This is a genomic window from Lentimonas sp. CC4 (genome assembly GCF_902728235.1).
Classification (GTDB): Bacteria; Verrucomicrobiota; Verrucomicrobiia; order Opitutales; family Coraliomargaritaceae; genus Lentimonas.
In genome coordinates, this window is the sequence record NZ_CACVBO010000001.1 from 2,778,470 (window position 1) to 2,803,801 (window position 25,332).

The 25,332-nt window shown below is 51.0% G+C and carries 26 protein-coding genes and 1 other RNA gene; 17 read left to right on the plus strand and 10 right to left on the minus strand.

The window, feature by feature from the left end:
- Positions 1-9: 9 nt before the first annotated feature.
- The 3 genes from GZZ87_RS11970 to GZZ87_RS11980 are packed head-to-tail and all read left to right on the plus strand — an operon-like array spanning position 10 to position 3,650.
- The gene (locus GZZ87_RS11970) at positions 10-1,671 is read left to right on the plus strand and encodes an efflux RND transporter periplasmic adaptor subunit (RefSeq protein WP_162025117.1); all 1,662 of its coding nucleotides are present in this window, start codon (positions 10-12) and stop codon (positions 1,669-1,671) included.
- A 23-nt stretch (positions 1,672-1,694) separates the two neighbouring features.
- The gene (locus GZZ87_RS11975) at positions 1,695-2,408 is read left to right on the plus strand and encodes an ABC transporter ATP-binding protein (protein ID WP_162025116.1); all 714 of its coding nucleotides are present in this window, start codon (positions 1,695-1,697) and stop codon (positions 2,406-2,408) included.
- Positions 2,409-2,414: 6 nt separating this feature from the next.
- On the plus strand, positions 2,415-3,650 hold the full coding sequence (locus GZZ87_RS11980) for an ABC transporter permease (protein ID WP_162025115.1): 1,236 nt from the start codon (positions 2,415-2,417) through the stop codon (positions 3,648-3,650).
- Between the two features lie 2 nt (positions 3,651-3,652).
- On the opposite strand, the gene GZZ87_RS11985 is transcribed toward GZZ87_RS11980, so the two are convergent.
- The 8 genes from GZZ87_RS11985 to GZZ87_RS12020 all read right to left on the minus strand — a co-directional run bounded on the left by GZZ87_RS11985 (position 3,653) and on the right by GZZ87_RS12020 (position 12,912).
- Positions 3,653-5,221, minus strand: coding sequence for a SpoIIE family protein phosphatase (locus GZZ87_RS11985; RefSeq protein ID WP_162025114.1), 1,569 nt, complete (start codon positions 5,219-5,221; stop codon positions 3,653-3,655).
- Between the two features lie 132 nt (positions 5,222-5,353).
- A complete protein-coding gene (locus GZZ87_RS11990) occupies positions 5,354-6,517 on the minus strand; it encodes an aldose 1-epimerase family protein (RefSeq protein ID WP_162025113.1) in 1,164 nt (387 codons plus the stop codon).
- A gap of 20 nt (positions 6,518-6,537) precedes the next feature.
- The gene (locus GZZ87_RS11995) at positions 6,538-7,629 is read right to left on the minus strand and encodes a PfkB family carbohydrate kinase (protein ID WP_162025112.1); all 1,092 of its coding nucleotides are present in this window, start codon (positions 7,627-7,629) and stop codon (positions 6,538-6,540) included.
- A 104-nt stretch (positions 7,630-7,733) separates the two neighbouring features.
- Positions 7,734-8,342, minus strand: coding sequence for an LUD domain-containing protein (locus tag GZZ87_RS12000; RefSeq protein ID WP_162025111.1), 609 nt, complete (start codon positions 8,340-8,342; stop codon positions 7,734-7,736).
- Positions 8,343-8,466: 124 nt separating this feature from the next.
- Positions 8,467-9,861 carry a LutB/LldF family L-lactate oxidation iron-sulfur protein gene (locus GZZ87_RS12005; protein ID WP_162025110.1) on the minus strand — a complete coding sequence of 465 codons (1,395 nt, stop codon included), beginning with the start codon at positions 9,859-9,861 and terminating at the stop codon, positions 8,467-8,469.
- A 3-nt stretch (positions 9,862-9,864) separates the two neighbouring features.
- Positions 9,865-10,638, minus strand: coding sequence for a (Fe-S)-binding protein (locus tag GZZ87_RS12010; RefSeq protein WP_162025109.1), 774 nt, complete (start codon positions 10,636-10,638; stop codon positions 9,865-9,867).
- Between the two features lie 10 nt (positions 10,639-10,648).
- Positions 10,649-12,127, minus strand: a complete 1,479-nt coding sequence (locus tag GZZ87_RS12015) for a rhamnulokinase family protein (protein ID WP_162025108.1) — start codon at positions 12,125-12,127, stop codon at positions 10,649-10,651.
- Between the two features lie 23 nt (positions 12,128-12,150).
- Positions 12,151-12,912, minus strand: coding sequence for a DeoR/GlpR family DNA-binding transcription regulator (locus GZZ87_RS12020; protein WP_162025107.1), 762 nt, complete (start codon positions 12,910-12,912; stop codon positions 12,151-12,153).
- A 117-nt stretch (positions 12,913-13,029) separates the two neighbouring features.
- Between GZZ87_RS12020 and GZZ87_RS12025 the strand changes: the two genes are divergently transcribed.
- The 14 genes from GZZ87_RS12025 (at position 13,030) to ssrS (ending at position 23,672) form a co-directional block, all read left to right on the plus strand.
- Complete coding sequence (locus GZZ87_RS12025) at positions 13,030-13,704, plus strand: phosphate propanoyltransferase (RefSeq protein ID WP_162025106.1); 675 nt, start codon at positions 13,030-13,032, stop codon at positions 13,702-13,704.
- Between the two features lie 44 nt (positions 13,705-13,748).
- Positions 13,749-14,018 carry a BMC domain-containing protein gene (locus tag GZZ87_RS12030; RefSeq protein ID WP_162025105.1) on the plus strand — a complete coding sequence of 90 codons (270 nt, stop codon included), beginning with the start codon at positions 13,749-13,751 and terminating at the stop codon, positions 14,016-14,018.
- Positions 14,019-14,039: 21 nt separating this feature from the next.
- A complete protein-coding gene (locus GZZ87_RS12035; RefSeq protein WP_162025104.1) occupies positions 14,040-14,318 on the plus strand; it encodes a BMC domain-containing protein in 279 nt (92 codons plus the stop codon).
- A 122-nt stretch (positions 14,319-14,440) separates the two neighbouring features.
- Positions 14,441-15,568, plus strand: coding sequence for an acetate kinase (locus GZZ87_RS12040; RefSeq protein WP_244654002.1), 1,128 nt, complete (start codon positions 14,441-14,443; stop codon positions 15,566-15,568).
- A 49-nt stretch (positions 15,569-15,617) separates the two neighbouring features.
- Positions 15,618-15,923 carry a BMC domain-containing protein gene (locus GZZ87_RS12045; RefSeq protein ID WP_162025102.1) on the plus strand — a complete coding sequence of 102 codons (306 nt, stop codon included), beginning with the start codon at positions 15,618-15,620 and terminating at the stop codon, positions 15,921-15,923.
- A gap of 5 nt (positions 15,924-15,928) precedes the next feature.
- Complete coding sequence (locus GZZ87_RS12050) at positions 15,929-16,243, plus strand: EutN/CcmL family microcompartment protein (protein ID WP_162025101.1); 315 nt, start codon at positions 15,929-15,931, stop codon at positions 16,241-16,243.
- Positions 16,244-16,268: 25 nt separating this feature from the next.
- A complete protein-coding gene (locus tag GZZ87_RS12055) occupies positions 16,269-17,711 on the plus strand; it encodes an aldehyde dehydrogenase (protein WP_162025100.1) in 1,443 nt (480 codons plus the stop codon).
- 50 nt (positions 17,712-17,761) lie between these two features.
- Positions 17,762-18,016, plus strand: coding sequence for a EutN/CcmL family microcompartment protein (locus tag GZZ87_RS12060; protein ID WP_162025099.1), 255 nt, complete (start codon positions 17,762-17,764; stop codon positions 18,014-18,016).
- A 2-nt stretch (positions 18,017-18,018) separates the two neighbouring features.
- Positions 18,019-18,321: a EutN/CcmL family microcompartment protein gene (locus tag GZZ87_RS12065; RefSeq protein ID WP_162025098.1), complete on the plus strand. Its 303-nt coding sequence runs from the start codon at positions 18,019-18,021 to the stop codon at positions 18,319-18,321.
- Between the two features lie 50 nt (positions 18,322-18,371).
- Positions 18,372-19,460, plus strand: coding sequence for a class II aldolase/adducin family protein (locus GZZ87_RS12070; protein ID WP_162025097.1), 1,089 nt, complete (start codon positions 18,372-18,374; stop codon positions 19,458-19,460).
- A 27-nt stretch (positions 19,461-19,487) separates the two neighbouring features.
- On the plus strand, positions 19,488-20,483 hold the full coding sequence (locus tag GZZ87_RS12075; RefSeq protein ID WP_162025096.1) for a malate dehydrogenase: 996 nt from the start codon (positions 19,488-19,490) through the stop codon (positions 20,481-20,483).
- A 254-nt stretch (positions 20,484-20,737) separates the two neighbouring features.
- Positions 20,738-21,976, plus strand: coding sequence for a zinc-binding dehydrogenase (locus GZZ87_RS12080; RefSeq protein WP_162025095.1), 1,239 nt, complete (start codon positions 20,738-20,740; stop codon positions 21,974-21,976).
- Between the two features lie 162 nt (positions 21,977-22,138).
- On the plus strand, positions 22,139-22,960 hold the full coding sequence (locus GZZ87_RS12085; RefSeq protein WP_162025094.1) for a chromosome partitioning protein ParB: 822 nt from the start codon (positions 22,139-22,141) through the stop codon (positions 22,958-22,960).
- Positions 22,961-23,490: 530 nt separating this feature from the next.
- Positions 23,491-23,672, plus strand: a non-coding RNA gene (ssrS, locus tag GZZ87_RS12090) — 6S RNA.
- A 179-nt stretch (positions 23,673-23,851) separates the two neighbouring features.
- On the opposite strand, the gene lspA is transcribed toward ssrS, so the two are convergent.
- Complete coding sequence (gene lspA, locus GZZ87_RS12095; protein WP_162025093.1) at positions 23,852-24,406, minus strand: signal peptidase II; 555 nt, start codon at positions 24,404-24,406, stop codon at positions 23,852-23,854.
- A 100-nt stretch (positions 24,407-24,506) separates the two neighbouring features.
- Positions 24,507-25,313, minus strand: coding sequence for a TraR/DksA C4-type zinc finger protein (locus tag GZZ87_RS12100; RefSeq protein WP_162025092.1), 807 nt, complete (start codon positions 25,311-25,313; stop codon positions 24,507-24,509).
- Positions 25,314-25,332 lie beyond the last annotated feature (19 nt).

The window sequence follows — 25,332 nt, forward strand, 5'->3', positions numbered from 1 at the left end:
CGTCGAATTATGACTTTATCGCTGTGGCAGCGGGGCCTTGTGGGCGCCGTCGTGCTACTGTTGTGCTTCTTTCTGTTTAAGAGCTGTTCCAGTGGTTCGTCAGGGGAACCGAGTTCGGCACAGCAATTGGATCGATTCTACGAGGTGGTGCGAGGCGACTTTAATATTACCGTTCTGGGGCGTGGCGAATTGGCTGCGATCGAAAATCATCAATTACGCTTTGAAGGGAAAGGCTCTCAGGGCCTGAGTATTATTCAGATTGTCGAGAATCAAGCGAAGGTGGAGGTCGGTGATCCGGTCGTAAGCTTTGCGGATGAGGTCTATTTGGAGCTCATTAAAGACCTCGAAGAAGAACTCTATGATCTAAAGGTCGATCATGAATATGATTTAGAATATCAAGAGGAACTGTTTATTGATGATACGCGTAATCTCGAAGAGAATTTAGATGATATCGAATTAAATATCGTTCTGTTTCTCGAGACGCAGAGCGTGGCGCGGGATAAAACCGTGAGTGTATTGACTGAAATGGCGAATGCACATGAGACGGCCGTTGATGCGCTAGATAAATATCAAAATCTGGAATATCGCACCGAGAGTAAGCAGATGCAGGCTGCTGCGGATGACCAAGAGCAGCAATACTATGAGGCCCTGAGTGCCTTTGAGAAAAGTAAGCAAGATCTGTCTGAGGCACGGTTGAAGGATGATGTGACACGTGATGCGGCAGAGCGTGCAGTCGCTCTGGCAGAGAAGAAAGTCGCGACTTCGATCTCTGGGTGGGAGACGGCGCGTAAGGCGGAGCGGCGATTTCGCCGTTATGATCACCCGCAGAAGTTGCGTCGTCTGGTGATTACATCAGATAAGACTTTGTTGGATCTGAAGCGTCAGCTAGTGAAGGCAGATAGTGACCAAGTTCAGGATGAGCGACGTTATCGTAAGTTGCTGCGTCAAAAAGAGCAGGCGAAAGAGTTGATCGTCGAACGTCGTCTTAAAAAGGAAGAGAAGCTCGTGACACTCGAAGAGGATTTCTTTAAGCAACAGGAGCGCCTCGACGAGCGACTGGCAGAGCTGAAAGATGATTATTCGAAGTTGGTGTTACGTGCGCCTGTTGCTGGCATTGTTGAGATCGGCAAAGGTGATGAGCGCGGTCGCGAGCCTAAGGTGCTTGCGATTGGGGTAAAGGTGTCACCTCGGGAAGTCGTTGCTCGGATTCCAGACCTCTCGCAGTTCTTGGTGAATTGTTCGATACCAGAGATCTATCGCTCGCGTATTCAGGTTGGGTTGGACGTTATTATTAAGAACTCTGCGTTGCCCGATTTGGTGATGGAGGGGAAGGTTGCTCAGATTGCAAGTATGTCTGAGCGTTTGAATCGGTGGGACTCTCGCAGTCCCCGAATTTATAAGACGAGGATTAGCACTAATACGACTGATCCTCGTCTGATGCCGGGAATGACGGTCGAAGTTGAGATCTTTGTGGATTCGGTGCGCGATGTGTTATTTGTGCCAGTCGAGGCGCTGTATAATCAAGAAGGAGAGACTTATTGTCAGGTGCAGGGGACATTCGATGTTGAGGAGCGCTTGGTTGAGACCGGGCGTGTCTCGACTAGCTTTGTTGAAGTGCTCAATGGTGTCGATGAGGGCGATGTCGTTTTACTGCACCGCAAAGATAAGTAGGAAGCGTTGAGCGAACGAATAGAATGTCGAAGAATCTACAGAACCGCGGTGAGGCCTCGAAAGGAGATGTGCTGATCGACCTTAAAGCGATCTCAAAGCATTACCAGATGGGCGATCAAATCGTGCATGCGCTTCGTCCCTTGGAATTACAATTCTACCGTGGACAATTCGTTGCGATTGTTGGGCCCTCTGGTTCGGGTAAATCGACTTTGCTTAATTTGTTGGGATTATTGGACCAAGCGAGTGGGGGTGAGTATTGGCTGGATGGGCAAGATGTGGCGCAACTCCCTGATAATGATATTTCGCAGATTCGTTGTCAGAAAATCGGTTTCATTTTTCAGTCGTTTAATCTGTTTCCCAATATGACCGTATTGGAGAATGTATGTGTGCCGATGCGTTATGCTGAGAAGAGCAAGGCACATATGGAGGAACGCGCGCATGCTGTGCTTGAGCGACTTGGTTTGAAGGACCGCACTGGGCATAAGCCGACCGAGCTATCTGGTGGGCAACGTCAGCGCGTGGCAATTGCACGGTCGTTGGCAAATGACCCTCCGGTATTGCTGGCTGATGAACCGACGGGTAATTTAGATGAGAAGACGGGCGAGGAAGTGATGGAGATTTTTCGCGAGCTACGTTCCGAGGGCCGTTCGATTATTATGGTGACGCATAACCCTGAGTATGAGGACGAGGTCGACCGTGTGGTCGAAATTCACGACGGGCGGATCACACGATCATAACTTAAGGTGAAGCTATCAAATACATTAAAGCTTTCCATCGCGAGTCTGACGATGCATCCATTTCGGGCATTTCTGGCCGGCTTGGGAGTGGTGTTCGGTGTCGGTGCAGTGGTTGGGATGTTGGCGATTGGCGAGGGTGCTCGACTCGAGTCGATTCGCCAAATTCAGGAAATGGGCGTCAATAAGATCATTGTGCGTTCCTTGGTGAGCCCGAGTGACTCTCAGAGTAATGATGCGTCTGGTGAATCTGGGATTCGTGCGAAGGATATCTTACATATTCAGAATAACTTTGATAATATTGAGTCGATTCTTCCGATTACTAATTGGCGTGGCCGTATTGCGAGTCAATGGTTTGAGGAGCTCTCTGGGTATGTGTTGGGTGTTCCTATTGAGTTTCCCGAAATTACGAGCTCGAATCTAGTTCGAGGGAGTGGTCGTTTTATTAATCAGCAAGATAATGATACTTTCGCACCAGTCTGTGTGATCGGTAGCGGTATCGCTGAGTCGCTCTTTCAATTTCGTGATCCAATTGGTGAGACGGTTAATGTTATGGGGGAGTTCTTGACCGTTGTGGGTGTGTTGAATCATCCGGCAGATCGTGAAATTATCGGTCTCAGCAGTATAAATCAGATGATATTTCTTCCGACTGATACGGGCTTGAGCTACTGGTCGGCACCCATCGAAAAAAGAGCGGTGGTGGAATTTAAGTTATTGTATATAGTGATCGAAGATGTGGCGCAGATTGAGAATACGAGTCGCCGCCTAGAGGCTTATTTTCGCAGTAGTCATAAAGACAAAGATTATGAAATTATTTTGCCTTTTGAGCTCATGAAGCAACAAGAGGCGACTCAGCGTATTTTTACGATTGTGATGGCTTCCATCGCATCGATTTCACTGTTGGTTGGTGGCATTGGCATTATGAATATCATGTTGGCAAACATCTATGAACGTATGCGTGAGATCGGCACGCGTCGTGCGTTGGGTGCCACTCGTAATGATATTCTCATACAGTTCTTAGTCGAGTCGATGATGCTCACTGCGATTGGTGGAGCTATTGGAGCGGCACTCGGAATGTTGCTCGCGTTCTTGGTGGCTCAGTATGCGAATATGCCAACTTCAGTGACGCTGTTTTCGGTTCTTATTTCGCTCGGAGTCTCTGTCCTCACTGGGATTGTCTTTGGCTCTTTCCCTGCATGGAAGGCTGCAAATCTCTCTCCAATCGAAGCCTTGCGGCACGAGTAATTCTACGGAATGCGCAACGCGATTAAGCAGACATCGTCATCAAGTTCTTTAGTTTGGGTAAACTCTTGAACTGACAGTAGCAGGGCATCCATCATCTTAGGCAGGTCTTCATTGCGGTGCTGCGTTAGGAAATCAACCAGCCGTGATTCACTATACTCCTCCTCGTCGCCAGCCGCGGCCTCAACGATTCCATCGGTGTAAAGTATGATCTCGTCTTTGGACTTCAGTGGAATGCTCGCTTCTGCATATTTCGTCTGTGGCAACAGGCCGAGTGCTGAGCCGATGGGTGCCCCACTAAATTTTGCAGCTGTTTGTAAGTGTTCGGCTGGCACATGAATGCCGTGGCGTGCGCCGGCTTGCACGTAGGTGAGGCGCTTGTTTTCGAGGTCGATGTAGCTATACGCGGCGGTGGCAAACATGGGTTGGCCGGTCGGTTGTATGGTGCGATGCATCATGTCGTTCAATCGCGTCATGAATTCCGCTGGCTGGCTGGCGTAGTCATTGAGCTGATGCACTGCAATTTGGATCATGGCAGTCACCATCGCTGCGCGCACGCCGTGTCCCATTACGTCGGCCACAAGTATTGCCGCGCCCTTTTCTGCGGTCTTAACAATCGAGAAAAAATCGCCACTTAAGTGAAACGAGGGGATATACTTGGTAGCGATTTCTAAGGTATGACCACCTTCAGCATTTAAGAACTTTGGAGCGCATTTACGTATGAGTGTGTCTTGCAGGTTACGCGCAAGAAGTAGCTCGGCCTGCATGCGTTCGTGGTTTTGCTCCAGCTTTTCGTGTAAGTCTCTGGCCTCGGTGATGTCGCGTGAGAGGCCGAATGAACCAGCTAAGTGTTTTGAGCGTGTGTGTAATGGCAGCTTGCGCGATGCGACCCAGGTCAGTGCACCATCTTTGAAGATCTCCTCTTCCTTATAAAGCTCTTGGAGCTCACCAGTGGCTATCTTTCGTTCGTCGGTATAGGCTTCTTGTGCGTGCTTCTGATCAAAGAGATCATAGTCTCGCAATCCGAGGACTTCGTGGGGAGATGTTTTACCACATTTGTTCGTCAGATATTGACTGACCGCGAGGAAGCGCGAATCGCTATCTTTAAAATAGATGTATTCGTCTAAGTGCTCCATCATTGTCTGAAAGAGCCAGCGTGGCGAAATATTATTTTTGCTGAAATTCCCCGATTCTGAGTTGTCGATGTTTAGGGATGCCCGCTTTTGGTGGAATGCATAGGCTTGCTCCATGCCAAGCTGAATTGCTTCAGGCGTGTTTTCGCATAAGAAAATCGTTCGCCCAACTCTTGGGTGATGGTTGATGTATTCACTCCGTTTTTCGTAGCCATCAACAGGCAGCACAAACAGAGCCACTGGTGGGAAATTCCAGTCAGAAACCGTGGCAGCGAGGCGTATGAGGTGCTGAACTTGTGTTCCCGCTATTAGGAGGTCGATCTTGGTGTCAGAACCACTGACGGGGAATTGAACTTCTATGAGTTCCGACTTCTGAAAGATCGGGAAGGTTTTAATTTGATGAGTGAGGAAGTCATCGCAGCCTATGTAGCAGATAGCCATTTTTTAATGATTAAGGGAAATTGTGGTAGGATAGCTTAGTGTCGTTGCTTGGCTAACACAAAAGGTAATAAAAAATCCCTCGCCGCTAGCGACGAGGGATTGATTGAATCGTTTGTCGTAATCGATAGACGCTTAACCTGAGAAGGTGGCAACTGGTTGCGGGTGCACCTTGGCTGCAGCCGTTTCTTGCAGTTGCTTGATCTCTGCTTCAGCAGAATCGACTTCGCCCTTGGTATCCATGGTCTCGATCGTGAGTGTGGTGGTGCGTGATTCGCCTCCAGCCAAGCTGATGACGCGACCTTGTTGACGCTCAAAGCGGCGTGAGTTCGGATAGTTCGTCGCTGGTTCGAGCCCAGTAACATAGCCATCGGCTGTGCCTGAAGTGTTCTTCCAGAGAGTGAAGCATGGGAAGTCTTCGAGCTTATAACGAAGCATGGAGGCTTTGTCGCCTGCCGCATTACGTAGCATGGCCATCGTCTCGTTGTCGTCGCCTTTGCCAACCAGTTCATACAGGTAGGCTTGTTCGACGAATCCGATTTGCGATGCGCCGTATTGATCGAATGTGTCGATGCCTTCGGCGGAACGCGGGTCGCGAGGAGCGACTTGTTTGAACGGTGCCACGATACGAGAGCCTTCTTCTAGGAGTGGGGCGCCGTAGTTAATGTGGTAGAGCATTTCGTGCTCTTGCGGATTATTTCCGAGGTTGGTCACAGTATCGATGATAGTCATCGCGCCTGAGCCAAACTCGGTGCGGATCTCAACATTGAGGCGCAGCGAAGGGCCAAACATCATGGTCTCGTCGACTTCACCACGCACGATGATCGCTGTATCGGTGATTTCCACTTCGACTGCGCGTGCTGGCAAGTTGGCGATTTTTCCGTGTAGCGTCAGCGGCACTTCGAATTCGTTGCCGCTGTAGTCGCACACGGTGTCGATACCAGGGGCACCCATGCTGTTGACGCCGCAACGCACGAACCATTCGTTGAAGCCCTTTAGCCAGCCGAGGCCGCCACGTTCTTCTAGATTGATAAACGCGGGGTTGACTGGATCCTTGACTGGAGAGTCCCAGGCTAATCTGACATCGCCGCATTGACCTTTCCAGATACCCATGCCGCGTGTGGGCAGGATGGCGAAGGAGAGCTTGCCGTTGTTGATCTCAACGACTTGGACGCCTTCTTGTAGACCCCCGCGTAGTGTGTAGGACTTGACTGACCAGTCCGCGGAGCCTTCGCCCTTGAGGTCGATGGCTTGAAATCCCTCAGTGGAGCCTGGGCTAAGTAACGATAATGTCTTCATAGTAGAGCTTCCAGTTGAGGTTATTTGTCTGCAGTTTTTTCGAGCTGAGCAATGAGCTGCTCCTTATTGGGTCCTGTGCCTTGTGTGACGAAGAATGCAGTCGTTGCATTCGCCAATGCAAGGCGTTCCTTGATCGGCAAGTCTCCAAGGGATGAGCAGATGTAGCCACCGTTGAAGCTGTCACCTGCGCCTGCGAGGCGGATGACATTCGTTTGGCGTTCCTGCATCGCGATCGCTTCGCCCTCTGCGACGCTGGAAGCGACGGCAAAGTCAGGAGTGTGAACGACGAGTTCATCGAACCCGATCTTATCGCGAGCGATTGGCAATGCAGCTGCGATTGCTTCAGGTGTTGGTTCTGCACACTCAACGCCGATGCGTGAGCAGAGCTCCATGATCTCGTGGTGATTGAGGCTAAAGCACATTGGGATCTTGCTGTTGTAAGATGCGATCAGTTCCAGTGACTTCATGAAGGCTTCGCTAGACTTCTTTTGAATGTCGGCGAAGTCAAAGAACATGCGCTTTGGCGGTGTGATCGAGCCGTCTTCATACTGTTTCATGAAGCCCATGAACAGATCGTCAAAGTTGGATGTAAGCGACCAGTAGCCAAGTCCAAGAATGTCCACGCCAGTGAACATGTCTTTGATTTGCTCAGCAGAGAAGTGTTTTTCGAAGTCTGCCCACTTGAGGTTGGAGACGCGGCCGAGATCGCTCATCAGGAGCTTTCCATTTTGGAACTCAAATGCGAGGGTCAACGCTGGGTCACCCAGAGATGTCAATACGCAGGTGTCTTCGAATTCTTCGTAAGCAGGGTCAATCGTAGTTTCGCCATAGAGACCTGGCAGCACTGGCTTTAGGCCGAGGCATGCTGCGATACGTCCTGTGTTGATGCCGAATCCACCTTCGCAGCGACGCTTAGGAACGATTTCAACACCGACTCCACCGCCAGCACGTTTGACGATCAATTCGCCAAAGTCCTTCAGGTTTTCAATCGCGGTGAATTCAGTAGGATTTGCTCGTTCTTGGACAATTTCGTATGTCTCATCCACGAAACCGTCGCATCCGAGTAGGATGTTGCCGCTCATGTTGTTAATGTAGTCGACGTATTTTTTCATATCAGTGCTCATAATCTTTTTAGATGTGTGTTTTTTGTAATCTGGTTGTGGGTTCTATCTTTGGTCAGATACGAGGGGGTCGTTCGATATTAAAAGTGGATCGCCTATTCGGGTAGAACAAAGGCGATCTGTATGCCAGGGCCGTGGACTCCTTCGATCAAGATGCCTTCGACGTCGGCGGTCTTGGATGGGCCAGTGGCGAATACGATCGAAGGATCATCGCCGAAGCGTTGAATCGCTTCGGGGATGCTTTCGATAATGTCAGCCTCTTCAAGCACTGCGACATGTATCCATGGCGCAAGTGCCGCTAAACGTGCAGATGTGTCACAATCTTTTAGCATGATTGTGCCGCTCTCAGCGATGCCTGCTGTGGCTTTGGTGATGCCGAAAGTATAGTCGTTAATCTTCGATTCGTCGTATTCGGTATCGAAGGTGATGCCATCGAGCTTTTCGAAATGCTTGGCCAAGGCTGGATCGCAATAACCGAAAGTGCTGTTTTCTGTTTTTAGGAACTCAGCCAATGCTTCGAATGATTCGTAAAAGCGAGAACTGGCAAATGCGATTTTGTCAGCAAATTGCGCCTTTAGGCTGTCGAAGGGTTGAGGCGGTTTGCAGACGACAAGTTCGTCGTCCCAATCCGGCTTGTCGGCGCGGTTGGGTAGTGGTGCAAGTGCTGCGCGGATGGCAGAAAAAATGGTTTCTCTATCAGTCATTTTAAAATGAGAACGTTGAACATCGAACTTCCAACATCGAATGTTGAAGGGATGTTTTCTGAGTCTCTATTATTGGATGTTCAAAGTTGGACGTTGAATGTTCGATGTTTAAGTGTGGCTTGGCTCACTTGCGGTTTTTAAACCACTTGCGGAATTCGCCACCTTGGAACTTCGGCAGCTTTCGAGTGGTTTGCCATGACTTGGCTGACGGGTGTGGCACCATTTCTGTGGGGATGTAGTTCATCGTGTGTCCCATCGAAAGTGCGGTTTTCCACATCGCAGGTTGCGAGCAAAGTGTTGCCCACATGCCGAGCTTCGGCGTGCCTTTCATTGCGCCCTTGATGCCTTCGCGCTTCGCTTTGTCGCGTAGGCGTAAGAGTAAGTCTGGAATCGGGATATTGACTGGGCAGACTTCGTTACATGCGCCGCAAAGGCTGGATGCTTTTGGTAGGTCGGCTAGTTCTGGATAGCGATTGCCAGCGAGCAGTGGGCTGAGCACTGCGCCGACTGGGCCAGGATACACGCTACGGTAAGCGTGGCCACCGGCTTGGCGATAGATTGGGCAGACATTGAGGCAGGCGCCACAACGGATGCAGCGTAAGATTTCGCGGCATTCGCTGGCGAGCACTTCGGTGCGACGGTTGTCGACGAAGATGACGTGCATTTGTTCAGGGCCGTGCGGTTGACCGCCTTCTTTTTTCGGGCCGCCGATAAATTGATTATAAACGGTGAGCTGTTGGCCTGTGCCGGAGCGTCCAATCAGATTGATGAATAGACCCAAATCGCGGTCGGTAGGCACGAGTTTTTCGATACCGATCACTGCGATGTGGATTTTGTTGGCCGCCATGCAGAAGCGAGAGTTTCCCTCATTGGTGACGAGCACCATGCGGCCAGATTCAGCGGAAACAAAGTTCGCACCAGTCAAACCGACTTCAGCGTCGATATATTTTTGACGCAGGAATTTGCGGGCGCGACGTGTGATGACTTCAGGGTCGTCGTTGTAGTCGCCTAGACCTTCGCGCTCGAAGCTTTTGGCGATGCCGCGGCGGTTTTTGTGAACGATTGGCGTGACGATGTGTGACGGGTGGTCGCCATCGATTTGAAGGATGAATTCACCAAGGTCGGTTTCGACTACGGTTTTGCCGTTCTTCTCGAGGTAGTCGAGCATGTGGACTTCTTCGGTCAACATACTCTTCGACTTCACCATCGTCTGTGACTTCGTCTCGTTCATGATGCGTAGCACCGTGGCATTCAGGGCTTCGTCATCGACTGCGAAGTGCACCTGTGCGCCATTGCGCTTGAAGGAGGCTTCGGCCTGTTCCAAGTATTGGTCAAGGTGCTCGAGTGTGTGCTGCTTAATGTTGCCTGCGGTCTCACGGAGCTTGTCGGCATCGGGATAGTCGCGTGCGAGTGTGGCGTAGCGTCGTTCAGACTTCATTTTTGCACCCACGAAATTCGCTTCGTGCACTTCGTCTGAAAGGTTGAAGGCCGCGTTGTCTACTTTTTGAAAACTTTTCATGGCTTATAATTTTCCAGCGTTTTTAAGTGAGTCGCGTAGCACTTGTGCGACGTGCATGCGCTTTGTTTTGTTCCCTTGTTTGTCCATCATGCCGCCGAAGTGCATCATGCAGCCCATGTCGGCTGCCGCGACGACGTCGGGCTTGCAGGCGGTGAGATTTTCGATTTTGAGTTCACCCATAGCCTTCGAGATGTTGGGGAAGCTGACTGAGAAGGTGCCGCCGAATCCGCAGCATTGTTCTGTTTCGTCAATCGGTTCGAGGTCAAGGCCTTCGATTGATTCGAGTAGTGTCGTGATCGCCGCGCCGCTATTAGAACCACGTAGGTGGCAACTGCGGTGCACGGTCATTTTTGAGGGGAAAGTGCCGGGCCATTCAGTAACACCGAGGCCGCTGACGATGAAGTCGAGCAGTTCCCATGTGCGGTTCGCGAGGGCTTGAATGACCGGTAGGTCTGCTTCCTTCTCAAATTCCAAAGGTGCGCCGTGGAAGAGCATGGCCGCGCAGGAGCCTGATGGCACGATGATCGGCTTCTCGCCTGCAAATACTTTTGCAGTATGACGCACCACTTTGCGCGAGTTCGCCCAGTCGCCGCCGTTGAATGCGGGCTGACCGCAGCAGGTTTGGCCATCTGGAAGTTCGATATCGCAGCCGAGAAATTCAAGGACTTCAACCGTCGCTTGCGCGACGTCGGCATAGAATGCATCGCACAAACAAGTAGTCATCAGTTGGACTGATTTGCCGTTCGGGCGATTAGGTGGTGTGTGTAACAGGCTCATAAATAAAATATTATTTGCAGATGGCTTCGAATTTAATCTTTGCTTCGGCCCATGGAACTTGGTCCTCGGGCTCGAATCTTTCGACTAGTGAAGAATTAAGAATGATTTTGCGTCCTTCGGAAAGGTTTTTGATTTCACCGTTGGCGAGCATTTGCACGAGGATGTTGCCAAGTCCGGTGGCTTCCACTGGGCAGGCTGCAACATTTACGCCAATTGAATTAGCGGCAAACTGGTTGAGGAGTTTGTCTTGGCAGCCGCCGCCTACGATGTGGAGTGTCTGCGGTTTGTGGTCAGTGTATTGGATTAACTTTTTCCAGACGGTCGCGTAGCGAAGGGCGAGGCTTTCGTAGATGCAGCGGATAATCTCGCCTTTGGTCTCTGGAATTGGTTGTCCAGTTTCGTTGCAGAATTGCTGAATCTTTTCTGGCATACGACCCGCTTCGATGAAGCGCTTGTCGTCTGGGTTGATCAGGCTGCGGAAGGGGAGTGCTGAGGCTGCGAAGCCCGCCATCTTGCTGTAGGGGACATCTTCGCCGCCGGCGCGCCAATAGCGCTTGGTCTCTTGAATGAGCCAGAGTCCGCAGATGTTTTTGAGGAAACGCACGGTGTTGTTGACGCCGATTTCATTGGTGAAGCCGTCCGCGAGCGATTGCTCGGTGATGACTGGTTCTGGTAGTTCCAGTCCGAGGAGTGACCACGTTCCGCTACTGAGGTAGGCGGGGGTTTCGGCTTGGCTTGGCACTGCGGCGACTGCGCTTGCGGTGTCATGCCCAGCAACCGTGATTACTTTCACATTTTTGAGACCGGTCCTTTCGGCGACTTGGTCACGTAGTGGACCGAGCGCGTTGCCCGAGTCGCTGATTTTTTTAAAGAGGCGTTTGGGGAGTCCCAGCTTTTCGATTAGGTTGAAGTCCCAATCCTTCTTCTTTGGGTTATAAAGCTGTGTGGTGCTGGCAAAGCTGCGTTCCTGTGTCTTCTCGCCTGTCAGCCAATAGCCGAGCATGTCAGGAATGAAGAGCATGTCCTCTGCGATCTCGAGTGCAGGGCTTCTGTTCTCAACTTCAGAGAGTAGTTGATAGAGTGAGTTGAAGAATAAAAATTCGACGCCAGTCGCTTCGTAGATCTCTTCTCTAGAGGCCTTCTCCAGTGCCTTCTCCATCATGCCGTCGGTGCGGCTGTCGCGGTAGTTGTAGGGGAGGCCTAGTAGACGGCCATCTTTGTCGAAGAGTCCATAATCGACACCCCATGTGTCGATGCCGATACTGATGACGGAATCGCCATAGGTGTCAGCTGCGATTCTTAGACCTTCTAGGATATTTTGGTAAAGCAGTGTAATGTTGCAGTGCACTCCGCTAGGTAGCTGAAGTCCAATATTGTCGAAGCGATTGAGTTCGTGGAGTTCGATGCGATTGCCGTCAAATTCTCCAGCGAGCACGCGGCCACTGCCTGCGCCTAGATCGACGGCGAGATATACTTTATTCTGACTCATGTATGGGTAGTTTAGAGTTTGTGTTATTCAGCGATCGTCACTTTGCATCCTTGCGCTCTGAGTGCTTCGACGTATTCAGGTGAGGCTTCGCTGTCTGTTATGATGTGAGTTAAGTCTGTTAGTTCTGCGAAAAAGTATTCGGAGCAGGTGTTGAATTTGCTCGAATCTACCATGAGCACGACCTCTTGGGCTAGCTGCACGAGGATTTCTTTGAATCCGGCTTGTTCTTCAAAGCCTTCGCTTGCACCGCGGTCGTTGTCCAGTCCGATGCAGGAGATGAAGGCGATGTTGATATTGTGGCGCTGCAGTGTCACGTAGCTGTCACTGCGCGTAAAGGTCTGTGTCTTTGGATGGTAGCGGCCTCCGGTGGAGATGAGCTCTACATTACCCATGTGTGCGATGTGCTCCATGACAGCAAAGGCGTTGGTCACCACGCGGTAGGGCAAGTCGGGAAGCGCGGACACTAGCTCAAAGGCAGTGGTGCTACTGTCGAAGGCGTAGGTTCGGCCAGGGGTGATGAGTTGCAGCGCTGCTTTTGCGATCGCTTGCTTGCGGTTGACGTGCTGTGCGCGACGTTCGGCGAACGACTGTAGTAGGGGGCGGCCGTTTAGACTGCTGGCGCCGCCATGCACCCGTGCGAGCTGATTATTGTCAGAAAGGATCTGTAGGTCGCGGCGAATTGTCTCGTCCGTGCATTGAAATTGCTCCGCAAGGTCGACGGTGCGGACGGTTCCTTGTTCTTCAAGGAGTTGCAGGATCTGTTGATGGCGTTCTTGTGCAAGCATGACGTGTGTGGAGTGTGTTTATTTGGGTATTTCTTTGTTTTTGCAAGATATATGTTGACTTATGTTGGTTTATTTGGAATTTTACGTGAATTCCAACATTTCTCCAATAACTTCAATATGAGTAATCAACTTTTAAATCGTTCGCAGATCGAACAGATGGTTCGCACCAGTCTACAGCGTAACCCCGTTGCAAGTGGCGCATTGAAGCCTGCTGGCGGTCCAAATCCTTTGGTTGTTAATATCAGTGCGCGTCACTGTCACCTTTCCCAGGAGTCTGTTGAGGTTCTTTTTGGTAAGGGACATCAATTGACGCCGATGAAGGATCTTTACATGGATGGCCAGTATGCTGCCAAAGAGTCGGTCACGATGATCGGCCCACGTAGCCGTGTGATCTCTAACTTACGCATTCTCGGTCCTTGCCGTGATTTCGATCAGGTCGAGCTTGCATATACAGATGCGATCTCTTTGGGCTTTAAAATTCCGGTCCGCAACTCCGGTGACATCGAAGGCACTCCCGGTTGCATGCTTATGGGGCCTGCTGGTTTCCTTAAGATGGAGAAGGGTGTGATTCGTGCGGCACCGCACGTTCATATGCATCCAGACGATGCCGCATATTATGGCGTCGAAAATAAATCTTACATGAAGCTCCGCGTTGGCGGCGAAGTAGGTGTCACGTTCGACAACCTCTTTGTTCGTGTGGATCCTTCCTTTAAATTGGAGGTCCATATTGACACTGACGAAGGCAACGCATGCGGCTTCGGCGATAACACACCTTGCGAGCTGATTAAATAAACAACTCTCATTTCAACACACATAACCACAAACCAAAATATATCATGAGTGAATCCATCGGATTGGTAGAAACAAAAGGGCTCACTGGCTCAATCGAAGCTAGTGACGCTATGGCAAAGGCTGCAGATGTTAGCCTTGTAAAACAAATCTCCATTGGCGGCGGCTTTTTGACCGTTCTCGTTAAAGGTGATGTCGGCAGCGTAAAAGCAGCCGTCGAAGCTGGTGCTGAAGCAGCAAATCGCGCAGGCGAATTAGTTGCATCGCACGTTATCGCACGTCCACACGACGACCTGCTTAAATACTTTCAAGCATAACCCTAAAGGGAAACAAATATTATGGCTAAACAAGCAATAGGAATGATCGAGTGCAAGGGGTTCGTATGCCTCATGGAAGCATCCGATGCCGCACTAAAATCAGCTGACGTTACATTGACTGGCTGGGAAAAAATCGGAAGTGGTCTTGTGACTGCTTTCTTCACTGGTGATGTCGCTGCTGTTAAGGCTGCGGTTGAAGCAGGTGCTGACGCTGCAGGTTCAATGGGTGAAGTCGTTGCCGTTCAGGTGATTCCTCGTCCACACGACGACCTAGCGAAACTCGGTAGCTGGATCGGATAATAATCTAAACCATCTGAATGTGCCTAGTATTCAAGGCGCTTCTTTCTAATAAATAGCAAAAAATCGTGAAGATCCTAATAGCCAACCTCGGTTCAACCTCCTTTAAGTATCGTCTTTTTGAGATGAGCGATACTCTCGCCACGCTACTGGCAACTGGAGGCTTTGAGCGTGTCACTGAATACACTCCGTGTATCGAGCAAATGCTCGAGACGCTGGTTGGTGAAGGGCATCTTCAGTCCGGGCAAGATCTGGACGCGGTCGGTTTCAAAACCGTCCTCGGTAAAGATCTCAGTGGTTGTGTGACTGCGGACGAGCGCGTCCTTGAAGCTCTTGATGGCTTCAAGGAGGTCGCTCCCGCGCACAACCCAGCCTACTCTGAAGGGATTCGCTGCTTCGCTGAAAAGCTTCCCTCTGTAAAACGTGTCGCTCTGTTTGAGACCGCGTTCTTCCAGTGGGCAGATGAGGCATTCACCACTTACGCTATCCCTCAGGCTTGGCGTGATCTGGGCATCCGTCGTTACGGCTTCCATGGTGCGAGTCACAAATTCATTGCCGAGCGCTCTGCTGAGATGGTTGGTAACGAGGTCGTGGCCGAGCGTGCGCGTCGTCTCTACGTCGATGGCCCTGGTGAATACACAGGTGATCCAGTTCGAGTGATCTCTTGCCACCTCGGTGGAAGCAGTTCCGTTGTGGGCATCAACAATGGTGTCGCGATCGGTTCAAGCATGGGCTTTAGCCCGCAAAGCGGCTTGCCGCAGAACAATCGCGTTGGAGATCTCGACTCCATGGCGATCCCTTATGTGAGCAAGATGCTTGGCCTTTCCGTGGAGGAAGCTGAACGTCAGCTCAACAAGGAGAGTGGCCTGCTAGGTCTCTCAAAAGTGAGTAACGATGCACGCGATATCGACGAAGCTGCAGCTGCAGGGAATGCCGATGCAAAACTCGCGATGGATGTGCTCATTGACAGTATCCGTCACTGGGCCGGCTCCTTCTTCTTCAAGATGGGCGGTGTCGAAGTGATCTCATTTACCGCAGGTATGGGAGAAAATGATCCCGCACTGCGTGCCGCAGTCTGCGCTGGCCTCGAAGGTCTAGGCGTGAAAATCGATGCTGAGCGTAACGCGAAGGTGATTCGCGGTGCAGAAGGCGTCATTAGTTCTGACGACTCCAAGGTTAAGGTAGTCGTCATTCCAGCAAATGAAGAGCTCGTCATCGCTCGCGAAGTCGTTCGCAATATCGAGGCAAGCTAACAAATTTCTAAACAAGTAATAATCAATTCAAATCAACCCACATAATATCATGGCAAAACAAGCAATCGGAATTCTCGAAACTAAGGGCCTTGTCGCTCTTGTCCAAGGCACAGACGCAATGCTCAAATCAGCAAACGTTGAACTTACCGGCCCTATGAAGGGTGTCGGCAGTGCTCTTGTCAGTGTAGTCGTCACAGGTGATGTTGCTGCAGTCAACGCTGCAATCGAAACTGGTGCAGAAACAGCTGGCCGTTATGGCGAAGTTGTAAGCGCTCACACAATCGCACGCCCACACGAAGATGTGGAAGTGATCGTTCCTGCTCTTAAGGCTCCTGCTAAACGCGCAGCTAAATAAATCCGATGTATCTGGGAACAATCATAGGGTCCGTCGTATCGACGAAGAAGGACGAGAGTATGCGGGGGCGTAAGCTCCTCATGGTTCGTCCGATGTTGGTCGATCCGGAAGATCCCAGCAAACTCAAGGCCGGTAATAATACGATTATCGCCATTGATACGCTGGGCGCCGGAGAGGGCGAACTCGTGATGTTTGCCCAAGGTAGTTCTGCCCGTCAGGCCGATGGTCTAAAAGCACTGCCAGTAGATGCCGCCATTGTCGGTCTCGTCGATAATGTAAGTATTCTTGGAAACAAGACTTACGAGGCGAAGAACGGATAAACCTAAAGAAGAAAAGGATTTTTACATGAGTCAATTGAATGAAGCAGCGATTCGTAATGTAGTGAGTGAAGTGCTCGCGCAGATGCAATCCAACGGTGGGCTATCAATGCCGACTATCCAAAATCGCCCCGGCAAGCACGGTGTCTTTGATGACGCTGATCAAGCAGTGGCAGCAGCACGTAGTGGCTTTGAGCAGCTCCAGAAAAAGGGCTGGACAGCTCGTAAGCAGATCGTCGATCTCGTTAAGAAGATGTGTGTCGCTAACGCTGAGCGTTGGGGACAGATTGAGTTTAACGAAACTAAGATCGGTCGTCTTTCGCACAAACCTGCGAAGTTGCAGGGTGTGCAAAATGTTCTCGGACCTGAATACCTTATGCCGCAAGGCATGAGTGGTGATTTCGGTATCACAATGGATGAAGCCGCTCCTTGGGGCGTCATCGTAGGTGTCACACCGCTGACACACTCTGTGCCGACCATCGCTGGTAACATCGTAAACATGGTCGCTGCTGGTAACTCGATCGTATTTAACCCGCATCCAGGTGGTGCCGCGGTTGCTGCGCTCGCAATTGACGAGTTTAACGAAGCGATTAAAGCTGAAACTGGTATCTCCAATCTGCTCTGCACGATTGAGAAGCCTTCTATCGAGTCTTTCAATGCACTTTGCTCACACGATGGAGTCAACTTGCTCTGCATCACTGGCGGCCCTGGCGTCGTGAATGCTGCAATGAAGACAGGCAAGCGCGCTGTTTGCGCAGGTCCTGGTAATCCTCCTGTTCTGGTTGACGATTGTGATGCACTCGACTTCGATCGTGTGGCACGCGACATCATCGCTGGTGGTGGTTTCGACAACAACTTGCTCTGCATCGGTGAGAAACAAATCATCGCAGTTGCTGATTCGTATCAGAAGACGCTTGCAGCAATGCAACGCCAAGGTGCGGTGCTTCTCAATGCGCAGCAGCTCGAAGCTATTAAAAACGAAGTCTTTGACTATAAGAACGGCGTCGGCTGTGGCTCACCAGTTCTTAACCGTAAGTGGGTCGGCGCAAATCCGGATGCACTTGCTAAGATCGCTGGCTTGGATCTCGATTCTAAGGTCGAGATGCTCATCGCTGAAACAGACATCAACGATCCATTCGTTCAAGAAGAACAAATGATGCCGTTGCTGCCAATCGTTCGTGCCAATGACTTCGCTCAAGGCTTGAGCATGGCGAAGCAATCTGAGCACGGTGATAAGCACTCCGCTATGATCCACACCATGAATGTCGCTCGTATGACTGAAATGGGACAGGCCATGGACACCACTATCTTTGTCAAGAACGGCCCTTGCTTGGCTGGTCTCGGTCTTGGTGGTGAGGGCTTTATCAGCTACTCAATCGCAACAACGACAGGTGAGGGCATCACAACGCCACGCACCTTCACACGTTACCGCCGTTGCACATTGGTGAATAACCTGAACATCGTTTCTTAACTATTCTAGGGATTCTTAATTCCTAATTCTTAATTCCTAATTCTGAATAAATGATTCTCGCACGCGTAGACGGCCATGCTGTAACCAGCTTCGGTCATCCCAGTCTCACAGGTCGGACAATAGTGCTTTGCACTCCGATCGATGAGACTGGCGCGGACGCGGGTTCACCGTTTGCGGCGATCGACCCGATGGGCGCAGGTCTTCATGCGCGAGTGTTTATTACAACGGACGGTTCTTGGACACAAGGCACCGTGCATGATAATCATTCGCCGATTCGTAACCAAATTATGGGGATCGTTGATTAAGTATGAAACTTGGAAAAGTAATTGGAACTGTCACGCTCGGCGTTCGCGATCCCGCATTTCGCGGTGGACGTTGGGTGGTTCTCTCTCCGATGGGAGCAGACGAGCTGACCGGGAAGAATACTAATGAGATTTCCAACGCATCATCACTCGTTGCCTATGACGATCTCGGAGCCGGAGTGGGGGACGAAGTTCTCTACGTCGAAGGAGCCGAAGCTATGCAGCCCTTTGATCGTCCCATTCCGTTAGACGGCATCACCGTCGCGTTACTTGATACCTATCAATATACACCACCGACAGAATCGTAACTTCTGAGTTCTGTTTTCCACTTTTTTAAAAAAACTAAAGACAAAATATTATGAGCAAACTATACACAGCGAAAGATCTCGAGGCAATGATCGCGCAAGGCCAATGCCTGTCGACCGTTCCCGCCAATGCAAAGCTCACGCCGATTGCACGCGACATGATTCGTAAGCACAAGAAGTCCGCACCCGCGGCGGCAGCAGCAGCAGCACCTGCGGCAACTGGCAGCAGCCCACGTATCCACAATCCAATCCTTCCTGATGCGGAATACAATTGGACACCAGGAGGCGACCCAAAGACAGCTGCAGAGCTCGAAGCGTTCTTCTACTCTCCAGAAATCCAAACTCTGAAGGAGCGCATTTGCGGTCTTGGTGAGCGTATCTGGAATAAAGGTTATGTGGATGGCAATGGTGGTAACATCACTGTCCGCGTCGGCGACAATCTTGTGCTTTGCACACCGACTCTTATCTCAAAGGGTTTCATGACTCCGGACGACATCTGCATGGTAGATCTCGACGGTAACCAAGTTGCAGGCACACGTCCTCGCACTTCGGAAGTCAACACTCACTTGGCGATCATGAAGAATGAGCCAAAGGCGAAGTCTTGCGTGCACGCACACCCAATTTACGCAACAGCCTTCGCTGTTGCAGGTGTCACTCCTCCTTCTTGCCTCATCCCTGAGCCAGAAGTCTTCCTCGGTGAAATCGGTTTCGCTAGCTACCAAACTCCAGGTTCTCCAGAGAACGCGAGTGAAGTTGCTAAGCTTGCTAAGAAGCACCAATCCATCCTTATGCAAAATCACGGTGTGATCTGCTGGGGTAAGGACGTCGAAGACGCTTACTGGAAGATGGAAAACACGGATGCTTTCTGCCACACTGTAACGATCACTATGCAAATCGGTGGTCCAAAGCAATACGGTCCAGACAAGCTCAAGGAGCTCATCCAAATTCGCCAGTCACTCGGCATGCCGGATCACCGCCTTGACGAACTTAAGGAGTGCGAACTTTGCGACGCAGCTGCTTACACAGTTCACACTAAGCCACAGCCAAGCGGCGACGCTTGTGGTTGCCCCGTCCCAACTGGCGAAGTCGATGAAGCTCTTGTCAAACAGATCACTGATATGATCTTGGACAAATTGAAGTAATCTTATAACCAAAGACATATACTACCTATGAAAAAAGATCCTATACGCGTCGCAGTTACTGGTGCAGCTGGTAACATCGGTTATGCACTTCTTTTCCGCATTGCGTCGGGTGCTATGTTTGGCCCTGACCAGCCGGTTGCTTTGAACCTGATTGAAATTGAGCCTGGAATGGGTGCCCTGAAGGGTGTCGCGATGGAGCTTGATGACTGTGCGTTTCCACTGCTCACTGAAATCGTTCAGACTTCGGACTTGAGCGTTGGTTTTAAGGATGTCGACTGGGCATTGCTCGTCGGTTCCGTGCCTCGTAAAAAAGGTATGGAGCGCGCTGACTTGCTCGGTATCAATGGTAAGGTCTTTGTTGGCCAAGGCAAAGCGATCAATGACAACGCAAAGCCAAGTGTGCGCGTTGTGGTAGTCGGTAATCCTTGCAACACGAATTGCCTGATCGCGATGAAGAGTGCTCCAAGCATTCCTGATGAGCAATTCTTTGCCATGACTCGTCTTGACGAGAACCGTGCGAAGACTCAACTCGCTCAGAAGGCTGGCGTGCCAGTTGCTGAAGTTTCCGAACTGTGCATCTGGGGGAATCACAGCCCGACAATGTTCCCTGACTTCTACAACACGAAGATCGGACGCAACAAAGCGACTGACGTCATCACTGACGAAGCATGGTTGAAAAACACCTTTGTGCCAGAAGTTGGCACACGTGGTGCGGCGATCATTGCTGCACGTGGCGCTTCCTCTGCTGCTTCTGCTGCAAATGCAGTCGTCGATACTGTCCGTGACCTGAGCACACCTACTCGTGGTGACTTCCATAGTGTTTGCGTGATCTCCAGCGGAGAATACGGCACACCTGCGGGCATCATTACATCGCTGCCAATCAAGGTGGATGCTGTTGGTAAATGGCGCGTTGTCGAAGGCATCAGCCTTACAGATTACGCGAAAGAGAAGATCGCTGCTTCGAATCAAGAATTGCTCGACGAGCGTGAGATGGCCTTCGGTCAACTCGGCCTGAGTATCTAATTGAGCGAATGCTTTTATACAATCAGGCGTCTTTAATCGGGCGCCTGATTTTGTTTCTACGACTGACTAACCACTACGCATCATTATTTTGAAAAGTGTCGCCGAAATCTCCAACGTAGGGGCTTTGCTTGCGAAGACCGCGGATGGCGATTGCGCATAGGCATTTCGAAGCAGTTCGTGGTTTCGCGGGTGCCGCAAGCAGCACCCCTACGACTGACCCAATCCTCCTAAACCTTTAGAAAAAACAAATTTATATGAATATCAGTGAAGAAGATATCAGCCGCATCGTCAGCGAGGTTATCGCAGGTGCATCCGCTGCCACTACGCCTCAACCTGCAGCTCAACCAGCTAGCACCGCTCCTGTTGGTAAGACAGCACGTGCCGCCGTATTAGTTGAGCCGCGTAAGCTTGAAATTAAAGAATTTCCGATTCGCGAAATCGGCCCTGACGAAATTCTCCTCAAGGTTGAAGCCTGTGGTGTCTGTGGCACCGATGTGCACTGCTACAAGTCCGATCCTTTTGGCCTGACGCCAAACGTGCTCGGCCACGAAGGCACGGGTGAAGTCGTGCAACTTGGAGCAAATGTGAAAATGGACAGCGTCGGTAAGGCGATTAAGGTCGGTGACAAGCTTGTTACCAGTCTTTTGGAAACCTCTCCAGATTGCTTGGTCGCTAAATACAATCCAGCGAAATCCAACTTGAGCGACGATCTCAAAGTCTATGGCTTGTTGCTGGATGAGCCAGATAATCACCTAAACGGTTATTTCGCCGAGTATATGATCATCCGCCCAGGTTCATCGTTCTTCGTTGTGAATGACATGAGCGTTGAGCTGCGTTGCTTGATCGAACCAGCAGCTGTGGTCTGTCACGCTCTGGAGCGTGCTCGTAGCTGTGGTAACAACCGCTTGAACTTCCGCTCACGTGTCGTTGTGCAAGGCTGTGGCCCGATTGGTTTACTCATGATCGCCGTGTTGCGCACTGCTGGTGTCAATAACATCATCGCACTCGACGGCAACCCAAGCCGCCTCGAAACCGCGCGTCGTATGGGTGCCGATGAGTTGATCAACTACAAGGAGTATTCTGGCATCGATGAGATCGCTGAGAAAATTCAAAGTCTGACTAAGGGACTCGGAGCACACTGGGGCTTCCAGGTCACAGGTGTGCCAGTGGCTCACGCGAATCTTTACAAACTCATCCGTCGTGGTGGAGGTATCTGTGAGGTTGGTCACTTCGTCGATGGTGGCGAATGTGCGATCAACCCACACCGTGATATTTGCGCTAAGGAAATTTCACTCGTTGGTAGCTGGGTTTACAACAGCTTCGAGTATCCAAGCGCGTATCACTTCTTGCAGCGTGCTGAGCGTATCGGCCTGCCAGTCTCTACACTGGTGACTCACAAATTCCCACTCGATCAGATTGACGAAGCCTTCCAAGTAAATCTTCGCCAAGAAGGTATCAAGGTCGTCGTCGAATCGAAAATGTCGGGCGAGTAAGGTGGGGCGCGGTGACTCTCACTGCGCTTCAAGTCTCTCCAGCTTCAAATTTACGAACCACTCCTGCCATATGGCGGGAGTGGTTTTTTTATTCACGCCCCGTGTGTCTTCTCACTTGTCAACTGGTGGGGGAGCACTCACAAATTCTCCTTTTATATATTTATGCAAACTCAAGATCTGACCCTAGACAATATTGACATTTATGGTGGCACGCAGACGCGTGTAGAGACCAATGACGACGCGATTAGTTGCTACGCCGATGAAATGGCTTGCGGCGCGGTTTTCCCCCCGATCACTGTATTCTACGACGGTGCCAAATACTGGTTGGCAGACGGCTTTCATCGCTTCTTAGCCGCACAACGGAATGAGATGCCCTCGATTGTTGCCGAAGTGCACGAAGGTTCTCGCACGGATGCGCTGCGTCATGCGCTTGGAGCAAATGCCACGAATGGTATTTATCGCTCCAATGCGGATAAGCGCAACGCTGTCGAGATCGCTCTAGAAGAGTGGCCCAATATGTCCAACAGTGTGATTGCGGAACTCTGCCGGGTCTCTGGTGATCTTGTGCGTCGCAATCGTATCGCAATGGAGAAGATGGAGCGTATTGCTCCCCGAGAGACCGTCACCGGTAAAGACGGTAAGCAGTATCCCACTGGCATCGAACGCGAACCCCGCGGTAAATCAGAAAAGAGCTCCAGTGATGGACAAGGTGGCGGAGGTGGCGGTAAGCCGAGCAAGGGGAAGGGCGACTTTGGTGCGCCTGGTGGCAGCAATGCCGAGATCGAACAGGATGCTAAGATCATGATCCGCAACGGCGAAATCAAGCACTCCGAACTCGATAAGCTAAACTCTGCGACTGCCATCGACTATGCCGAGACCGCGATCAATGTGCTGGATCGTATGAAGCCTGAGGATCCACGCCTCAATGAAGCGATCGGCCGTATTGAGCGCTGGTTGGCGAAGCAGAAGACGCCAGCTGTTTAATTCGCGGCGTTACGTTGTATTTCAAAAAGGCCTCCGGTGTTCGGAGGCCTTTTTTGTGTTCATCGCTACAGCCGTTCCTAGGTCAGGGCATAGTAGCGAACTCGCGCTAGCGAGGTCGACCACAGCAACAGAGCTTGCCAACACAGACGCGACTGGCGTCGCATCGCTACAGCCGATCTTAGGACAGAGGCATTGTCGCGAACTCGCGCTAGCGGGGTCGACCACAGCAACAGTGCTTGCTAACACAGACGCGACTGGCGTCGCATCGCTACAGTTGATCCAAGGACAGAGACATTGTCGAGAACTCGCGCTAGCGGGGTCGACCACAGTAACAGTGCTTGCTAACACAGACGCGACTGGCGTCGCATCGCTACAGCCGATCCTAGGACAGAGGCATTTTCGCGAACTCGCGCTAGCGAGGTCGACGCACGCTCCTTGTGTGATCTTCTCGACTCTTCCCTTGTAAATGATGGGGGCTTTTTAGTCTACTTTCCGTATTGCGCTAATCGGCTTGCTGGCTACTGTTTATATCAACCCTGCGGTGTTCGACCTTAATCGGAGTATCTGTCCTTTACTCTTTTGAACTCGGGAATTGAAACCTTGGAGGTGGCTGTCCAGCCGTCAACCGGAAGACAAAGACTGACAAGGAGGTTCCCACCTTAGACACAAAAGGCCCAAGAACTCCCCCTTATACGGCACATGTGGGGCACTATTATTTAACCGTATCACGTTTAACTTTTAACGTGATGCGGTTTTTTGTTTAAGGAGAACATGTGCGAGATGGGGATACCTACGCTGTCATATCAAATCGATATATGCTTGATTTGATTGTGCCTGTAATTGTCGCGAAATGAGGCATGCATTTCGACCACCGAGAGGCATCAAAGGTGTTTATCGATCCTCGCTCTTAATCACTTGAGCGGGAGTTGGCTGAAAGAAGCTGAGAGTGATGTAGGTGAAGACGCCGATCACAATGCCGCAGTCGGCGATGTTGAATGCGGGATAGCGTCCATCGGGGAGCACCCAAGGGATGGTGAATCCAAAATGAAAGTCGAGGAAGTCGATGACATGGCCGTGCACGAGGCGATCTACCAAGTTACCTAGCACACCACCGATGAGTAGTCCGAATGCGAATTGCATCGGAATGCGGTAGAGTTCTAGTTCGTTCCGGAATTTGTAGATTGCGGAGAGCGCGACCAAAGCGAAGAGGGCGAGGATTTCACCGTGGCCAGCAAACATTCCCCATGCGGCGCCTTCGTTGCCAATGTGGACGATGTAGAAGAAGTTTTTGATGACTTCAATGACGTCTTTATCATGTGGATAGAAGTAGCTATCCAGTGGCATGGTATTGAATATCCAAATCTTCGTGAGCTGATCGAACACAAACACGATGATAGCGGTAATGAATAGTCGCTTGTAGGAGGTGCTTGGAGTGTCTGAGTTCAACTTAGAGTGGAGTGTGCGTGTGTGGCCTGTATCTTAATAAAAATGGTGCCCTCTGATCGAAGGCACCATTTGAAAAAGGTGAGACGTGCTGTCTGTATAACTATTCGTCTTCGTCTGAAACGATCTTTGGTGCGTCAGAGCTGTCGGCGAAGAGTCCGCCAGCATTGCGGTCCACCTTGCGGCGTTGGTTCTTCTCGAACTCTGCTTGGCCTTGGACTGAGTAGCGTGCAAATGGCACCGCGGTGAGGCGATCTTTGCCGATGTCTTCGCCTGTGACTTCGCAGACGCCGTAAGTGCCGTCTTTGATACGCAGGATTGCTTCTTCAACTTCGTTGAGAGCGTCTTGCTCATTGGAGACGAGACTGAGTGCAAAGTCGCGGTCAAATGCATCTGTGCCGGAGTCGTCTTCGATGCTGTTGTCGTGGGCCTCCTTTTTGAGTGTGTCGGATGTGTGGAGGTCGAGCTCGTCGCTGACGTGCTGGCGCAGGTCGAGCAGGAGCTTGTAGTATTTTTTCCACTTTTGGGGGATCGAGTCTTCTTCGAGCGAAGTGACTTTCTTCTTCTCCGCTGGGTTGAATCCGAGAATGTCTGCGAGAGAGGCTGCACCGAGCACGCGTTTCTCAACGGGCTTGTCATCGACGACGATCGTCTTTTTTGCTGGCACCACCTTTTTGGGCGCAGGAGCTTTTTCCGGTTCGGCTTTCTGTTCCTTCTTACGTGTGGCAACGAGTGCTTCGATGTCGTCCATGGAGAAGACGATCGGAGTTGCCTTTTTGTCTGCGGCTTCACCTTCACGTGCGACAGATGCCTTTTTTACGGTCGGCTTGTTGCTGGCAGCTGTTTTCTTTGTTGCTGTTGTTTTCGCAGTCTTTTGGCTCGCGGAGGCCTTGGTCTTTTTGTCAGTCATTGATAAAAATAGAGTGGGG

What these genes read in the sequence shown, in the direction of transcription:
- GZZ87_RS12060 (WP_162025099.1), top strand. Translation starts at nt 17,762, where the DNA reads ATGATTCTCGCACGCGTAGACGGCCATGCTGTAACCAGCTTCGGTCAT.
- GZZ87_RS12045 (WP_162025102.1), top strand. Translation starts at nt 15,618, where the DNA reads ATGGCAAAACAAGCAATCGGAATTCTCGAAACTAAGGGCCTTGTCGCT.
- GZZ87_RS12080 (WP_162025095.1), top strand. Translation starts at nt 20,738, where the DNA reads ATGAATATCAGTGAAGAAGATATCAGCCGCATCGTCAGCGAGGTTATC.
- GZZ87_RS12065 (WP_162025098.1), top strand. Translation starts at nt 18,019, where the DNA reads ATGAAACTTGGAAAAGTAATTGGAACTGTCACGCTCGGCGTTCGCGAT.
- GZZ87_RS12050 (WP_162025101.1), top strand. Translation starts at nt 15,929, where the DNA reads ATGTATCTGGGAACAATCATAGGGTCCGTCGTATCGACGAAGAAGGAC.
- GZZ87_RS11990 (WP_162025113.1), bottom strand. Translation starts at nt 6,517, where the DNA reads ATGAAGACATTATCGTTACTTAGCCCAGGCTCCACTGAGGGATTTCAA.
- GZZ87_RS12055 (WP_162025100.1), top strand. Translation starts at nt 16,269, where the DNA reads ATGAGTCAATTGAATGAAGCAGCGATTCGTAATGTAGTGAGTGAAGTG.
- GZZ87_RS12020 (WP_162025107.1), bottom strand. Translation starts at nt 12,912, where the DNA reads ATGCTTGCACAAGAACGCCATCAACAGATCCTGCAACTCCTTGAAGAA.
- GZZ87_RS12025 (WP_162025106.1), top strand. Translation starts at nt 13,030, where the DNA reads ATGAGTAATCAACTTTTAAATCGTTCGCAGATCGAACAGATGGTTCGC.
- GZZ87_RS11975 (WP_162025116.1), top strand. Translation starts at nt 1,695, where the DNA reads ATGTCGAAGAATCTACAGAACCGCGGTGAGGCCTCGAAAGGAGATGTG.
- GZZ87_RS12030 (WP_162025105.1), top strand. Translation starts at nt 13,749, where the DNA reads ATGAGTGAATCCATCGGATTGGTAGAAACAAAAGGGCTCACTGGCTCA.
- GZZ87_RS11995 (WP_162025112.1), bottom strand. Translation starts at nt 7,629, where the DNA reads ATGAAAAAATACGTCGACTACATTAACAACATGAGCGGCAACATCCTA.
- GZZ87_RS12035 (WP_162025104.1), top strand. Translation starts at nt 14,040, where the DNA reads ATGGCTAAACAAGCAATAGGAATGATCGAGTGCAAGGGGTTCGTATGC.
- GZZ87_RS12015 (WP_162025108.1), bottom strand. Translation starts at nt 12,127, where the DNA reads ATGAGTCAGAATAAAGTATATCTCGCCGTCGATCTAGGCGCAGGCAGT.
- GZZ87_RS12070 (WP_162025097.1), top strand. Translation starts at nt 18,372, where the DNA reads ATGAGCAAACTATACACAGCGAAAGATCTCGAGGCAATGATCGCGCAA.
- GZZ87_RS12075 (WP_162025096.1), top strand. Translation starts at nt 19,488, where the DNA reads ATGAAAAAAGATCCTATACGCGTCGCAGTTACTGGTGCAGCTGGTAAC.
- GZZ87_RS12085 (WP_162025094.1), top strand. Translation starts at nt 22,139, where the DNA reads ATGCAAACTCAAGATCTGACCCTAGACAATATTGACATTTATGGTGGC.
- GZZ87_RS12010 (WP_162025109.1), bottom strand. Translation starts at nt 10,638, where the DNA reads ATGAGCCTGTTACACACACCACCTAATCGCCCGAACGGCAAATCAGTC.
- GZZ87_RS11985 (WP_162025114.1), bottom strand. Translation starts at nt 5,221, where the DNA reads ATGGCTATCTGCTACATAGGCTGCGATGACTTCCTCACTCATCAAATT.
- GZZ87_RS12100 (WP_162025092.1), bottom strand. Translation starts at nt 25,313, where the DNA reads ATGACTGACAAAAAGACCAAGGCCTCCGCGAGCCAAAAGACTGCGAAA.
- GZZ87_RS12005 (WP_162025110.1), bottom strand. Translation starts at nt 9,861, where the DNA reads ATGAAAAGTTTTCAAAAAGTAGACAACGCGGCCTTCAACCTTTCAGAC.
- GZZ87_RS12000 (WP_162025111.1), bottom strand. Translation starts at nt 8,342, where the DNA reads ATGACTGATAGAGAAACCATTTTTTCTGCCATCCGCGCAGCACTTGCA.
- GZZ87_RS12040 (WP_244654002.1), top strand. Translation starts at nt 14,441, where the DNA reads ATGAGCGATACTCTCGCCACGCTACTGGCAACTGGAGGCTTTGAGCGT.
- GZZ87_RS11970 (WP_162025117.1), top strand. Translation starts at nt 10, where the DNA reads ATGACTTTATCGCTGTGGCAGCGGGGCCTTGTGGGCGCCGTCGTGCTA.